Consider the following 14,313-nt stretch of genomic DNA (forward strand, 5'->3'; position numbering starts at 1 on the left):
AGCTTGCTGTCTTTCTTCAAAAAAGATTTCCTCGTCTATTGGAGAGACCGGAAGGAAATATCGATATCGCTGATTACGCCGCTCATCCTCATTGCCGTATTAGGCTTCGCGTTGCCCGGTTGGATCGAAAATCCGTCGAAGTCCATCGAGGTGAAGGCGGCCGTCGTTCAACTGGACGACGAAGAGAGCGGGCTGCGGCAATTCCGGGACTCGCTTGCCGCCCGTTCGCTGCAGGACGAACAATCGCAAGCGATCGAAGGGCAACTGGAAGGGCACGCGCCGATCCGCATGTTCATGCAGCTGTTCGAGGAGGAACAAATCAAGGAAATCGTCCGCATGGAGCGGATGAACGCCGACGAAGCGCTTCGGCAATTGCGCGAAAATCAGGTCGATGCCGTCGTGACGATCCCCGAAGGCTATACGCTCGCGACGCTGAATAAAATGATGTTCGGCGAAGGGGAAGGCGCGGAGCTGCGCATCGCGGCGGAGGATTGGACGATGCCGCTCGACGTCCTGAACCATATCGTCGACGGTTTCGTTCGGACGATGAATTTTCAATCCGCCATTCAAAGCCAATTGGGAGCGGAGGCGCTCGCCGCCGCCAACGCAGTCGGCGAAATCGGCGGGAAGGAGACGATTCCCGGCGTCGAAACGGTGACTTCCTTTCAGTATTTCACGGTGGCTATCGGCATCTTGTTCGCGTTGTTCGTATCCGTGACGACGGCGTCCAAGGCGGCGGCGGAGAAGCGGGAGCGCACGTTCCAGCGCATCCTTCTGACGGGGGCTCATCCGCTCAAGTATTTGTCCGGGAAGCTGAGTTCGACCTTGTGCCTGTCTATGCTCCTGATCGCGTTCGTCGTGATTGGCGCTCATTTCATCTTCGGCGTCTTTCCGGGGCGTTCGTTCGAGTTCTGGGCCGGCATGTCCGCCGTGTTGTTCTTGCTTACGCTCTGCGTGGGCGCGTTGGCCGCGCTGTTCACGGCGCTCGTCTTTCGCCTTGAAGATTCCACGGCGAACGGCGTCTCGTTCCTGTTCATTCTGATCGCCGGCTCGATCGGCGGAAGCTTCGTTCCGGTGTTCGCGCTGCCCGATTGGCTAAGACTGGCCGGAGAATGGACGCCGAACGGGCTTGCGCTCGCCGCATTGCTCCAATGGATGCAAACCGAGACGGCAGCCGATCTGACCGTCCCTCTGATCCGTCTGACCGTATTCGCCGCCGTTACGATCGGACTCGCGATGTGGTGTTTTCCGAGGAGGGGACGAATCTAATGAATCCGATTTTCATGTCGCAATGGATGAAAGAAAAACGTTCTCCGATTACGGTTCTGGCCTTTTTCGGGCTGAGCATTATCGCTACCTTGCTGTTCGGCCAAGGCAGTCAGGGCAAGATGACGATTGCCGCATTTCCGGCGCAGGGGCTGGAGGCTTCCGTGGCGGACGAATGGCTCGACCGGTTGAACGATAACGAATCGATCGCATTCGTCCTGGAGGACGAGGCGCATGCGCGCTCCGAAGTGCGCGAGGGCCGCGCGGACGCCGCCATTCAATTGCGGGAAAGCGACTACCGGTTGATCGCGACGGTCGAGAATCCGAACGTGCAGTTGGTGGAAAGGCACGTGCATACCGTGTTCACGGAAGAGCTTCGGCTGCGGGCCGCCGCGAATTACGCAGAGAACGCGGACGGATTCCGGGACGATGTCGATCGCTACCTGGAGCAGCCGCCTGTTCACGTACGGCTGACTTCAGCGGACGGCGGCGATTTGGTCAACTACGATATGAGTCTGCAGCTTCTGTTTACGTTTACGTTGTTCCTCTCGTTCTTTACGATTGGCTTCAAAGTCAACGCGATCACGCAGGAAAAAGTGTCCGGCATCTGGAACCGGGTCATTCTGTCGCCGATGCGCAAATCCGAGATGTACCTCGGACATTTAACCTACAGTTCCATCATAGGCTTCGCGCAGATCGCGGCGGTGCTGCTGCTGTTCCGGTACGCTATCGGCTTCGGCTTGGGGGATAGAATCGGCATGCTGCTGCTCGTTGCGGCGCTGTACACGCTGACGGCCGTCGCCTTCTCCATGCTGATTACGGGCATGGTCCGAACGCCGGAGCAGTTCAATATGGTGTTCCCGTCTCTCATCCCGATCATGCCGTTGATCAGCGGCGGCTATATGCCGCCCGGAACGATCACGAATCCGTTTCTTCTCGCGATCGCCGAGGCGTTCCCGCTGACGCACGCGTTGGACGCGATGATCGGAATCTCCGTATACGATGAGTCTTGGTCCGACATCTACCTGCCGCTCGCCAAGCTCGCTTTAATCGGCGTCGTCTGCATGGGCGTAGGCATCAATTTGGTAGAGAGAAGAAGAGGCTGAGAGGCCGACCCGTCGCGCGATCTCTCGTTTTTCTCGCCGCGTCATCAACAAAGGCATCCGCTGGGAGAAGGGCGCTATCATTCGCGAGGGCTGCTGTGAGCTGCTGTGCAATCCGATAGGCACGATTCACGGATGGCTAATCCGTTTTTGAAGACAAGCCCGTTCCTCATTCGGCGATGCCGAGCGGACCGGGCTTTTCCCTTTCGCTGCAGCGAGATGTTTATTATATGTTTAGAGCTCCCTCCTATAATTAGGATACATTGCGACAAAAAGCGTGTTTATTCTACATACGGAGGCAAGCGATGAGATCATCTATGTTCAACAAGGCTGTTCAAGTGTCGTTAAGCTTTATTTTGGCTGTGTCTCTTTTCTTGGCTTATTTAGCGCCGGGAGCGAATGCGGCTCCCCGGGATCCGATTCCTGCGGCCCCGGGGCCGCGGGAGATCGACTATCATGGAGGGTTTGTCTATGCGGCGCATCGGGTGGACGCATCCAATCCCGCGATCACGAGAACTTCATTAGCGAATTCGGCGGTCGAGACGGTCGTGACAAACGTCTCTTATGTCATGAGCGTCGCCTTGAATATCGACGGAGACCTTTTCTACACGCGGGACAGCGATCCCAAGGTGTATAAAATCCCGGCTTCGTCCTTGACGGCCGGCTTGCCGGTAGACGGATCGACCGCGTCGGTTTATGCTACATTTGACTCAAACAATACCATGTTCCTGTACGCCACGGCGTTTGATTCGGAAGGCAATCTGTATGTTGCCAACAATCGGAATATTTCCAGTCCTACCATTATCAAAGTGGGGAAGGGAGGTTCGCCGGTTACGGAAATGGTCAATGGGTTCACCAGGACGATTGTGGGGATGGTTTTTTCCCAGGATGGCGACTTATACGTTCAGGACGAATGGAATAAATTTTACAGAGTCTCCAGCGACGATCTGGCCTCGGGAGCCGGAGCCGCTTTCGAGGAGATCGCTGGAATTCCGAGCATTCCCAGCAACGGCGGGCTTGCGATTCTGCCGGACGGCAGCATTATCTACTCGTCCGGCAACACCTTTAACTATCTCGAATACGTCATTCCGCAAAGGCCGCCCGGCATCGAACTGATCACAGGGCCGACCGTTTATATCGACCCGGATCGCGTCAACGATACCGTCAGCGTCATCACCAGCGTCTATTCCCTCGGCAGCCAGGCGGTTTTCTCCCGCGGTGTCGAGTACCGTCCCTATACGGAGGCAGGCACGGAAACTTGGATCCAGAAGCCGTATGAAGTGGGAGATCCGAATACAAAAGGTTCGTTTACGTCCGTGCTGACCGGACTTCAGTGGCACAAGGAGTATGAACTCCGCGGTTACGCGTCGAGCGGGGCCGGCACATCCTATACGGATATCAAGCGTTTCATCATGGATAACGACGGATCGGTTATTGGCGACGATTTGCGGTTCGATCGCGTCGGTCCTTCCGTTGTTCACATCAGAGACAAGAAGAGAATCGTCGCCGTAGGGGAAGGCATCACGAATTTGCTGCGCAAGCCTCTAAGCGAAGCCTCTTTTTATTTGCAGAACGGAGACAGCGTTACTCCTCTGACCTTCAACATCGTCAATAACAGTCAAGTAGAGCTGTTCTGGGAGGCGGACCTCTCTCCCGGCTCCTACGAGGTTCATTTGAACCATAGCACGTTTCCTAACTTTGTCATCGCCGACGATCCCGCGACCGAGGAGTTGGAGGGCCTGACGATCGTCAACACTGACTTCTACAAGCCGCGCAGCTTCGATCTCATTGAAGTGCCTAGCACTTCGTCCGGAAACGAGTTAAGCGTCCTGACGGTGCAAGGTCCCTTCACCGAGACGCCTACCGCACCTGGCGTGTATAAACTGAACGATCCCGATGAGGTTGTTACTCTGAACGGGAACGTTCTGTTCAAAGGAAGCAGCCTCGAGGTGGACAAGAGCGGCACGGACGGAAAAACAGTCGTTCGCGGCGAAGGCCGACTGTTCGTCAATGCCTCCGTTCAAGGAGCGACGGCGCCTTATCCGTTGTACGAAGGAGCGTTTTCCTTCACGTCGGACCAATTTTCCCTAGCTTCGAACGGCGGGGAAGCGATCGACTATTTGAGGCTGAATATGCCGTTTAAGATCAGCTCCATAACTTTCGTCAAAGGCGGGCTGAATTTGGCCGGCCAACTGGAGCTCGGCTTCTCGGCGGGCAATCAGAAAGTTTCCGGCACGGTTCCGATAGACGCGCTGCAGTATCGCAACAACCGGTTCGATCTTATTGGCACCTATGATCTGAACAAGTCCTTTAAGCTGGGACCCATCGACGCGTCCAATACGAAGTTCGTCATCGACAGCCGTTTCCCTTATGTCAGCCTAAACGGCAAAGGCGGCCTTCCGGGCACGAGCATCGGCTTCGATCTGTACATGGCCCTCAAGCAGGGACGTCTGGACGAGATCAGCTTCGATACGTTCAAAAAGGCGAACTTCGCTTCGACGGGCTTGCAGATCGACTACTTATTCGGCAGCGTGGGCAACTTGGCCGGGAAGACGCAAATTCCTCAGCGGTTCCGCATAGACGGTTCGGTAACGGACGTTCTGGTCCCTCAACTGAAGCATCCGTCCGCCGCGTATAAATTCAATTTGCTAGGGACAGACAATATCGCTGTCGAGTTGACCCCGTTCGGCATGGAGGCAAGCGGCATCGAGTATTATTACTGGCTGGCGGTCAAGCAAATGAAACTGCAAGCCGTCGTCAACCCGTCCATCGCGGGCCTGAAGAGCTTCTCTCAGCCCGGGTTCATCACGTCGGGCGACATCAACGCCTTCGACGTGATCAAGGGGACGGTCGGGGCTTATTCCTTCAACAAGAAGGGGTACAGCGGAGCGATTAAAGCGACCGTACACGTGCCTAAGGGCATCCCGCGTATCGGCGGGGCGACGGTGCGCGACGTGGTGTTGAGCGTCAACGAGAAGCAGATGATCGGCGTGCTCAAGCATAACGGCGTCGGGGCGCGAGTCTCGTATACGTTCGCCAACAATACGATCCTGTTCGAGGTAGAGGCCGAGCCTCCCAAAAAATCGTGGTGGGAGAAAGGTTTGGATTTCCTCAACGGCATTAGCGATTTCTTCGATAAGGTCGCGCCTCTCGGGGATATTTTGGAGGAACTCTTCCTCTATCATCCGACCGAAGACATGCGCTTCCGACTTGCGTCGGCAGACGACTGGGCGAAGGGCTTCGATTTCGAACAGTTCGACCGGGCAACGCTTCTCTCAGCGGCCGGGGAGATGGAGCGGGTGTACGAACTGACCCCGGTCAGCCTCGCGGCTCAACCGATTTCGGATGCGGAGCCGGATGCGGCGGCCAAAATCGCGGACGGGCAATTGACCGCGGTCGACCGGACACCGCCGATATCGGCGAAGGCGGACGCGAACGGCGGGCGGACGACTTTCGGTTTCCAAGCCAGCCGATCGTTCGAGGCGCTGATCGTCTTGTCGGGCGACCAGCGGGATGCCGTCTTGAAGTCGTCCTCTGAGGACAAGCCGAATGCCGCAATTACGGCGGGGACGGAAATCGTTTATCGCGCAGACACGGATAGCACCTATTTGCGCGCATCGCTTGCCAAGGGCGACTGGAAGCTGACCGCGGGAAGCGACAGCCGGATCCGTGTGAACGAATTGCTGTTCGCGAATCGGTCGCTGGCGCTGGAGCAATTGGCGCAGGTGTGGGAGCAGACGCCCGAAAGGCCGGTCTATGCCGCCTATCTAGCGGAGCGGGGCTCCTTCGCCTTGTCGGTGAATGCCGGATCGTCCGACGCCATCGTCTATAAGCCGGATGGGCGGCCGTATTATTTGCAGACGGCGCAAGGGCAGCCGGGATGGAACGCTTTCCGGGACGCCGACGGCGTTCAGCACGCGCTGATCGGCGCGGCGGAAGCGGGGACTTGGCTGGTCGTGTCGGACGAGAGCCCGTCGTCGGTACGGATTGGACGCGTGCCTAGCTCAACGTCGACGGATGAACTGAAGGCGTGGACAGAGGCCAAGACGTATCCATCGGCGTTCGAACTGCCCGGCATCTCGAACGGACAGGCTATTGTGGAGATCTACGGAGCGGACGAAAATACGATTTTATATGCGCCAAACGGCGAACCGTACCCGCTGCAGCCGGACTCGGGCAAGAGCGGAATGAATGTCGTATACGACGAGTCCCAAGCCAAAATGACCGTTTGGTTGGACGGATTAGATCTGAAGGGACAATGGAAGGCGGTCGGAAGCGGCTTCGTCAGCGTGGCAGCCTACAAGTCGAGCAGGAAATTCAAGTCGATCAAGCCTCTGCTGGACGAAGGTCGCTACTCCAAAGTCGTGGAATTGACGGAGAAAGGCGATTACATGCTGTCTATCGGCGGCGGCGGCGCCGCAACGGTCATTTTGGACCCGAGCGGCAAAACCTACGCGCTGAATTTCACCGATCCGAGCGGCAACGCTTATCTGCAGCCGGCATCGGACAGGATACCGGACTCAGCTTCGGGAGGAGACCCGCTGGATGCGCCGCGGGTCGATACGCCGACCCCCGCGATCGACGGTCGCGATCATCTGTACGTTACACTATTGAACGCGCCGGCCGGCAAGTGGACGATACAGAACAAGAAGAGCGTAGAAGTGGACATTCAGAAGCTCATTCCGCTTCCCGAAGTGAAAGCTTCCGTAACGGCGGTAGCCGGCGCGGATAACCGGGTACGGGTCGATTGGTCCACGGAGCACGCCGCCCCCGGCACCGAAGCGAAAGTCATGCTCACCGATGGCGGCGAGTCTTTCGTCGGAGAGGTGCTGGCCGAAGGATTGGCGGCTTCCGGCAGCAAGGTGATTGACATTCCCGCAGGGACGGTCCCGGGCACTTACTCGATTTCGGTCATGGCGGCAAGCGAGGACGAAGCGCCGGCCTACGCGATCGCGGAAGGCGCGGTGGAAGTGAAGTCGGCGTATGCGCTGGCGGCGCCGGGCGCACCGCAGATTGTATCCGCCGGGAACGGGGAAGCGACCTTGAGCTTTGCGTCCGTATCCGGGCAGGTGGATAAATACCGGATTTGGATCGGCGAAGGCGCAGAAGGCCTGCCCGCAACGCCGCTCCTGGATATTGAACCGCAACCCGGAGCCGCACAGCAAGCGGTGATCTCGGGTCTTCCGGTGAACGCCGACTATACGGTGGCCGTCACAGCCGTCGGCAGCCGGGACGGACGGCTTGCGGTGAGCCCGATGTCCGACAGCACCGCGTTTACGCTGGTGGCGCCGCAGCCGGCCGAGCTCGAAATCGGCGTGGACGCGGGGGCGCACCCGGTCGTCAGCCGCGACTACAAAGCTTATGACGGCAGCGACGGGACGTTGTTGATTACCGCTGCCGAACAAGCGGAGCTTAAGGTGGCTTCCAACCAGTCGGTTGAGCTTGAACTGACGGTAGACGGACAAATCTTGGACAGCGTCCAGGTGCCGGCTAACGGCTCGCATGCTTTCGATCTGAACGGTCTGCTGGGAGCAAGCGCTCTGCAAGAGCGGGAATACAGCTTGCTTCTCGAAGCGACGAATGAACGAGGCGATCGCAGCATGGAATTCCGCAGGCTTGTCGTCGATCGCACGAAGCCTCTGCTTATCGCTTCCGGCGGCGACGACGCGACGGGAGCACCGATCTCGCTAAACGGTACGGTGGACGGCTCCGGGAAAATCCTGATTGTCGGTCAAACGGAAGTCGGAGCGGAGCTGGATATCGCCGGTGTCCGAGTGCCGCTGGACGACGAAGGCCGTTTCGTCTATTACGTCCCGCTTGCCTGGGACGCGGGTGCGGAGCGAGTTCAACTCGCGATTACGGCGACCGACGCGGCCGGCAACGAGACGGTTTACGGCTTCGAGGCATTGAAGGATACCGCAGGCGCCTGGGCGGAGTACCCCGGCGACCTCGCCGCGTTGACGATCGGCGGAGGGGTCATGACCGGGCCTTATCCATTCGGAACGGGTTCCTATCAGGCATTGGCGGAATCGGAAAAAGTGCGCGTCTACGCGGTGCCGATGGCGGCCTCATCTGTGGTGACGATCGACGGCCAGCCGCTTACGGCAAACGGATATGTAGAGGTAGCGGTGCCGAGCGGAGGAAAAACGGTTTATATCGGGGTGCAGCCGGCCGGCAACGAACCGGACAAGACCTTCACGCTTCAGCTCGACGCCGGCTCGGGCGCGGCGCTCTTAAACGGATTGACGCTGAAGACATCGTCCGGTGCGGAGATTCAAGCGCCGACGTTCACCGGGGCGGAAGAAACGTACTATGCGTATGTGAACGACGAAGTAGACGAGATCGTCCTAACGCCGAGCGCGCTGATGCCCGGATCGGGAATTGCGGTCAACGGGCAGATCGTTCAGAGCGGGCAAGCTTCTCAACCGATCGCCTTGCTTTCGGGAGAAAATCCGATCCCGGTCGCGGTCGTCTCGCCGGACCAATCGGAAACACGCACGTATCAGGTCGTCATATGGCGTGAAGCGAGCGGCAATGCCGATCTGCAGCAGCTGGCCACGGCCGGCGCAGAGCTTAGGCCGGCCTTCGATCCGAGCGTGACGGAATACCGGCTTCTCGTTCCGGCGGGAGCTTCGGAACTGACGCTTCAGCCGGTCGCTCAGCATTCGAGCGCCGCAGTTCGCGTGAACGGGAAAGACATCACGGACGGACCGATAACTCTTCCGTTCGGCGGGGAAAGCCTGTCCGTCGCCGTCGAGGTTCTCGCGCAGGACGAAAGCTCGCGCCTCTATACGCTGAACGCCGTGCGCCAGAAGGCGGCGCCCGTTGCGCCGCCGCTGCTGGACAGCTTGGAAGCGAGCGCCGGACTGGACGGCGACTTCTCGCCGTACAGGCTGAACTACGGCACGGCGAAGAAAGTAAGCGGCGGCAGCGTGACCGTTACTGCGGTATCAGGCGATCCTCAAGCCATGGTCACGGTCATGGGCGAATCCCTGGAGGGAGGCGGCGATTTTTCTCCTCGCCTGACGATAGGCCTGAATACGATCAAAGTTCAAGTTGAATCCGCGGATCGGACCGCTTCGCAGACGTATTCGATCGACGTGACGAGGGTGAGCGCCGGAGAAGGAGGAGGGGGAGGCTCCGTTCCGACGGAAGTTATCCGCCAATCGACGATTACCGGCGGCGCCGGGGACTGGACCGTTCCGATTCCGATCGTACGGACCCGCACGCCGGACGGTGCCGCGATCGACACGGTGAAGCTGGATGCGGAGAAAGCGCGGTCCATCTTGGCGAAAGCGGCGGAACGGGATCAGGATAAACTTGCTCTCATTCAACTGACCGACCTGCCCGAAGATCCGGCCAACGAACGTCTGGTCAACTTGAGTGCAGGCGCGCTCGATGTGCTCGCGAATGGCGGCATGTCGCTGCAGATCGTCCTGCCCGAGGCCGTCATCGATCTGAGCGCCGCTACGCTGCAGCGGCTCGCCGACAAAGGAACGGACGCGTATTTCCGGGTCGTTCCGATCGTTGCGCCGAACGAGGCGGACGCGGTGACCGCGCGCGCGCTGAAAGCAGCGCCGGTCAGGGAAGCGGCCGGAGAACGGCCGGTATCCGTGCTCGGACAGCCGGTCATGATCGAAACCAATTACACCGGATACAAGACCGAGCTCCTCTTCAGGCTGAACGGTTTGCAACTGCCTTCCTCCGGAAAGCCGTCTTGGGAACCGGTCGTATATATCGAACATAGCGACGGGGAGAAAGCGATCGCCGCGGGAGAGTTTCGCAGCAATTCGGCTGGCGAGGCCGGCGTCGCGATCGAAGTGAATAAATTCAGCACGTTCACTCTCCTGCAGGTGGGCGGGGACAGTGCGGCTTCCGAAACGCTGATGCCTTACTTGACGGGTTACCCGGACGGTACTTTCCGTCCGTCGCAATCGATCAAGCGTTCCGAATTCGCCGCTATCCTGCATCGTCTCGGCTTGGGCGCAGGAACGGCGGTCGGGGAAGCCTCGGGCTATAAGGATGTCGCAGCCGCGCACTGGGCCGCTGAAGCAATCGCGTCTATGCAGCGTTCCGGGCTGATGCGCGGCGACAACAACGAGATGTTCCGTCCGGAGTCCGCCGTTACCCGCGCGGAGATGGCCAGCATCGTGGCGAGGCTGCTCCCGCCGGACGGGATAGGCCAGGTTGAGCCTGACGTCCCTGGCGATGCGGAAGGACATTGGGCGGCAGGCGCAATCGGCAAAACGCTGCAGTCCGGCGTTCTGAAAGGCTATCCGGACGGCACGTTCCGTCCGGACCGCAGCTTGACCCGCGCGGAAGCGGTACGGGTGCTGAACCAACTGCTCGAGAGGCCTACGGTCCCCGTTTCGGCCTCCTCTTGGCCGGACGTTCAGCCGGGCCACTGGGCGATTCGCGAGATCGAATCCGCCTCCGGCACGGTAATGGTGTCGGAAGAGGGCGGCGTACAAGTGAAGCCAATCCGCAATAGATAAGGATAGCTGGCAAGCCCGTGGACCGAAGAGGTTCCACGGGCTTTTATCTTTCCGGCTCCGGGAAACGAAATACAGCCTTCGGCGAGAAGGTTATGGCCGCGCGCTTGGCCCGTTCGCAAACGTTCCTTTCAAATTCTTCTCGACATTTATGTTCGTTTGATTTAATATTATGTTACAAACAAACATTTTATAAGCAAAGGAGTTCATCTCATGGCCTCGTTCAAACCTCGTCTTAACCGAATGTTCAGCAAGCAGGGCAAATGCTTCGATGTTGCGATCGATCACGGCTTCTTCAACGAAAATTCCTTTCTTCCCGGCATTGAGAATATGAAGAGCGCCGTCGAGACGGTCGTTCAGGCCGGTCCCGACTGCATCCAGCTCAGCACGGGCCAGGCCAGATGGCTTCAGGAAATTCCGGGCAAGCAGAAGCCGGGTCTCGTGCTTCGCATGGACGCCGCCAACATCTACGGAAGCACGCTGCCCCGCTATCTGTTCAGCGAAGTGATCGACCGCGGGATCGAGCAGGCGGTTCAGTTGGACGCGGTCGCAGTATGCATTAACCTGCTGCTGCTTCCGAACCAGCCGGAGCTGCACCATCAGTGCGTGCGCAACGTCTCGCTGCTCAAGACGGAGAGCGACAAATACGGAATGCCGCTGATGGTCGAGCCGCTCGTCATGCTGCCTAACGAAGAGAAGGGCGGCTATATGGTGGACGGGGACATCCGCAAAATTATGCCGCTCGTCCGGCAGGCCGTCGAGCTGGGCGCGGACGTCATCAAAGCCGATCCTTGCGACGACGTCACCGAATACCACCGGGTGATCGAAGTGGCATCCGGCATTCCGGTGCTCGTGCGGGGAGGAGGGCGCGCCAGCGACGAGGAAATCTTGAACCGGACCGTCGAGCTGATGAAGCAGGGCGCATCCGGCATCGTCTACGGACGCAACGTCGTGCAGCATCCGAAGCCGGGCGCGATGACCTCGGCCTTGATGAGCATCGTGCACGAGGGAGCCGGGGCTGAAGAGGCGCTTGCGATACTGAAGGGAGCGCAAGGATAATGGCGAAAACGGTCGTACCGTTCGGCGTGATCGGCTGCGGATTGATGGGCAAGGAGTTCGCCAGCGCGGCGGCGCGCTGGTGTCATCTGACCGGCGTCGACTTCGAGCCGCGCATCGTCGCGGTTTGCGATGCGAATCCGACAGCGACGCAGTGGTTTCAGGACAACGTTCCGAGCGTGGAGAAGGCGTATACGGACTATCAGGAGCTGCTAGCCGATCCTGCGGTAGAGGCAATCTACTGCGCGGTTCCGCACCACCTGCACGAGCAGATCTATATCGATATTATCCGAGCAGGCAAGCACTTGCTCGGAGAGAAGCCGTTCGGCATCGACCGGCAGGCGAACGAGGCGATTATGGCGGCCATCCGGGAAAATCCTCAGGTCGTCGTGCGCAGTTCCTCGGAGTTTCCGTTTTTCCCCGGCGCGCTGCAGATCGCCCAATGGGTGAACGAGGGCCGGTTCGGGCGGATCATCGAGGTGGAGGCGGGCTTCTGGCATTCGAGCGACCTCGACCCGACGAAGCCGATCAACTGGAAGCGCCGGATCGCGACGAACGGAGAGTACGGCTGCATGGGCGACCTCGGTCTGCACGTGCTTCATCTGCCGCTCCGCTTCGGCTGGAGGCCGGCCAGCGTGCGCGCGCTGCTGTCCAAGATCGTCGACGAGCGGCCCGACGGCAAGGGCGGCATGGCGCCGTGCGAGACGTGGGACAACGCCATTCTCGCCTGCGACGTGAAGACGTCCGATCAGCAGTTCCCGATGGTGCTGTCGATGAAGCGTATCGCTCCCGGACACGCGAATACGTGGTTTATCCGCATTCAAGGCACCGAGATGTCCGCCGAATTCACAACCAAAAATCCGAAGCAGGTGGCGTCACTTCCTTACGCGCCCGGCGGGCCGCAGGCCTGGCATGTTGTAGATGCTCCGTACAAGTCGGCCTACGGCACGATTACCGGAGGGATCTTCGAATTCGGCTTCTCCGATTCGATTCTGCAGATGTGGGCGGCGTTCTGCGACGAGGTCGTTCACGGCAGGGAAGGGATGCAGCAGCCGTTCGCATGCGCGCTGCCGGAAGAGGCTGCCGGGAGCCATCGCCTGTTCACCGCCGCGCTCGAATCGCATAAGACGGGCGGGACGGCAGTCGTCGATTGGGGGAACGGGGCGTGAGCAAGCGCCGATCCCCCGCAGCGGAAGGCGAGGTTGTCGTAGCCGGCCATATCTGTCTGGATATGATTCCGGCGATTCGCGGCGCCGAGGCGCCGGCTCGCAGCGTCGGGGAGCTGCTTGTTCCCGGCAAGCTGATCGACGTCGGAGCGGCCGCCCTGTCCACGGGCGGCGCCGTGTCGAATACCGGAATCGCCCTGCATCGGCTTGGCTTTCCTGTGACATTGATGGGCAAGGTCGGAGACGACCTGATCGGCGGCATGATTTTGTCCATTCTTCGCGACAGCGGCGAAATGCTTGCCGAAGGCATGATCGTCGCTCCCGGAGAATCCAGCTCGTATACGATCGTCATCAATCCGCCGGGAGTCGATCGCATCTTCCTGCACTGCACAGGCGCCAACGATACGTTCTCGGCGGACGACGTGCCGGCCGAGAAGCTGGACGGAGTCCGGCTGTTCCATTACGGTTATCCGCCGCTGATGAAGCGGATGTACGAGGAGGACGGGGCCGAACTGGAACGGCTGCTCGCCTTGGCGAAATCGCGGGGGCCGACCGTGTCGCTCGATCTGGCGCGGCCCGATCCCGATTCGCCTGCCGGACGGGCCGACTGGAGGACGATTCTGCGGCGAGCGCTGCCGTACGTGGACATCTTCCTGCCGAGCTTCGAGGAGATTCTGTATATGCTCCAGCCTCAACGTTATCGCGAGCTGTCGGAGCGCAGGGGCTCGGCCGAGCTGCTCGCCTATGCGGACGGACCGCTGCTGGCCGAGCTTGCGGAGGAGCTGCTCGGCATGGGAACGGCGGTCGTCGCGATCAAGCTGGGGGATCGCGGCCTGTACGTGCGTACGACGGGCAGCGCCGAACGACTGCGCGCGATGGGACCAGGCGCGCCGGACGAGAGCTGGCAGGCCCGCGAGCTGTACGCGCCGTGCTTCCGGGTCGAGGTCGAGGGTACGACGGGGGCCGGGGACTGCACGATCGCCGGGTTTCTGGCCGGCTTGCTTCAGGGACTGACGGTCGAGGAGACGGTGCTGGCGGCGGTGGGGACCGGCGCGTTTAACGTGGAACGGGCCGACGCGGTGAGCGGCATTCCGGATTGGGACGGCTTGCAGCGGAGAATCGCCGCCGGCTGGCCGCAGCGGGAGACGGACCTGCCGCTGCCCGGCTGGTCTAGAGAGCCCGCGAGCGGAATCTGGTTCCGCGAAGCCGGAGAATGAGGAGGAGACTATT

6 protein-coding genes are annotated in these 14,313 nt (G+C 60.0%); all 6 read left to right on the plus strand.

Features of this window, described 5'->3' with window-relative positions:
- The first annotated feature begins 3 nt into the window (after positions 1 to 3).
- The 6 genes from ACFO3S_RS09405 (at position 4) to ACFO3S_RS09430 (ending at position 14,300) form a co-directional block, all read left to right on the plus strand.
- Complete coding sequence (locus tag ACFO3S_RS09405) at positions 4 to 1,269, plus strand: ABC transporter permease (RefSeq protein WP_378094707.1); 1,266 nt, start codon at positions 4 to 6, stop codon at positions 1,267 to 1,269.
- The gene (locus ACFO3S_RS09410) at positions 1,269 to 2,372 is read left to right on the plus strand and encodes an ABC transporter permease (RefSeq protein ID WP_378094709.1); all 1,104 of its coding nucleotides are present in this window, start codon (positions 1,269 to 1,271) and stop codon (positions 2,370 to 2,372) included. The genes ACFO3S_RS09405 and ACFO3S_RS09410 overlap by 1 nt, the downstream gene beginning before the upstream one ends.
- A 302-nt stretch (positions 2,373 to 2,674) precedes the next feature.
- Entirely contained in the window at positions 2,675 to 10,864 is an 8,190-nt protein-coding gene (locus tag ACFO3S_RS09415) for a cadherin-like beta sandwich domain-containing protein (RefSeq protein ID WP_378094711.1), read from the plus strand.
- A 210-nt stretch (positions 10,865 to 11,074) separates the two neighbouring features.
- Positions 11,075 to 11,920 carry a class I fructose-bisphosphate aldolase gene (locus ACFO3S_RS09420; RefSeq protein ID WP_378094713.1) on the plus strand — a complete coding sequence of 282 codons (846 nt, stop codon included), beginning with the start codon at positions 11,075 to 11,077 and terminating at the stop codon, positions 11,918 to 11,920.
- Positions 11,920 to 13,086, plus strand: coding sequence for a Gfo/Idh/MocA family protein (locus ACFO3S_RS09425; protein ID WP_378094715.1), 1,167 nt, complete (start codon positions 11,920 to 11,922; stop codon positions 13,084 to 13,086). The genes ACFO3S_RS09420 and ACFO3S_RS09425 overlap by 1 nt, the downstream gene beginning before the upstream one ends.
- Positions 13,083 to 14,300: a carbohydrate kinase family protein gene (locus ACFO3S_RS09430; RefSeq protein WP_378094717.1), complete on the plus strand. Its 1,218-nt coding sequence runs from the start codon at positions 13,083 to 13,085 to the stop codon at positions 14,298 to 14,300. The genes ACFO3S_RS09425 and ACFO3S_RS09430 overlap by 4 nt, the downstream gene beginning before the upstream one ends.
- Positions 14,301 to 14,313 lie beyond the last annotated feature (13 nt).

Origin of the sequence: Cohnella hongkongensis (genome assembly GCF_042654645.1) — a bacterium.
Taxonomy (GTDB): domain Bacteria; phylum Bacillota; class Bacilli; order Paenibacillales; family Paenibacillaceae; genus Cohnella; species Cohnella hongkongensis.

Bases quoted from the DNA above. Each gene is read 5' to 3' on its own strand.
- ACFO3S_RS09415 (WP_378094711.1), top strand. From the start codon at position 2,675: ATGAGATCATCTATGTTCAACAAGGCTGTTCAAGTGTCGTTAAGCTTT.
- ACFO3S_RS09425 (WP_378094715.1), top strand. From the start codon at position 11,920: ATGGCGAAAACGGTCGTACCGTTCGGCGTGATCGGCTGCGGATTGATG.
- ACFO3S_RS09420 (WP_378094713.1), top strand. From the start codon at position 11,075: ATGGCCTCGTTCAAACCTCGTCTTAACCGAATGTTCAGCAAGCAGGGC.
- ACFO3S_RS09410 (WP_378094709.1), top strand. From the start codon at position 1,269: ATGAATCCGATTTTCATGTCGCAATGGATGAAAGAAAAACGTTCTCCG.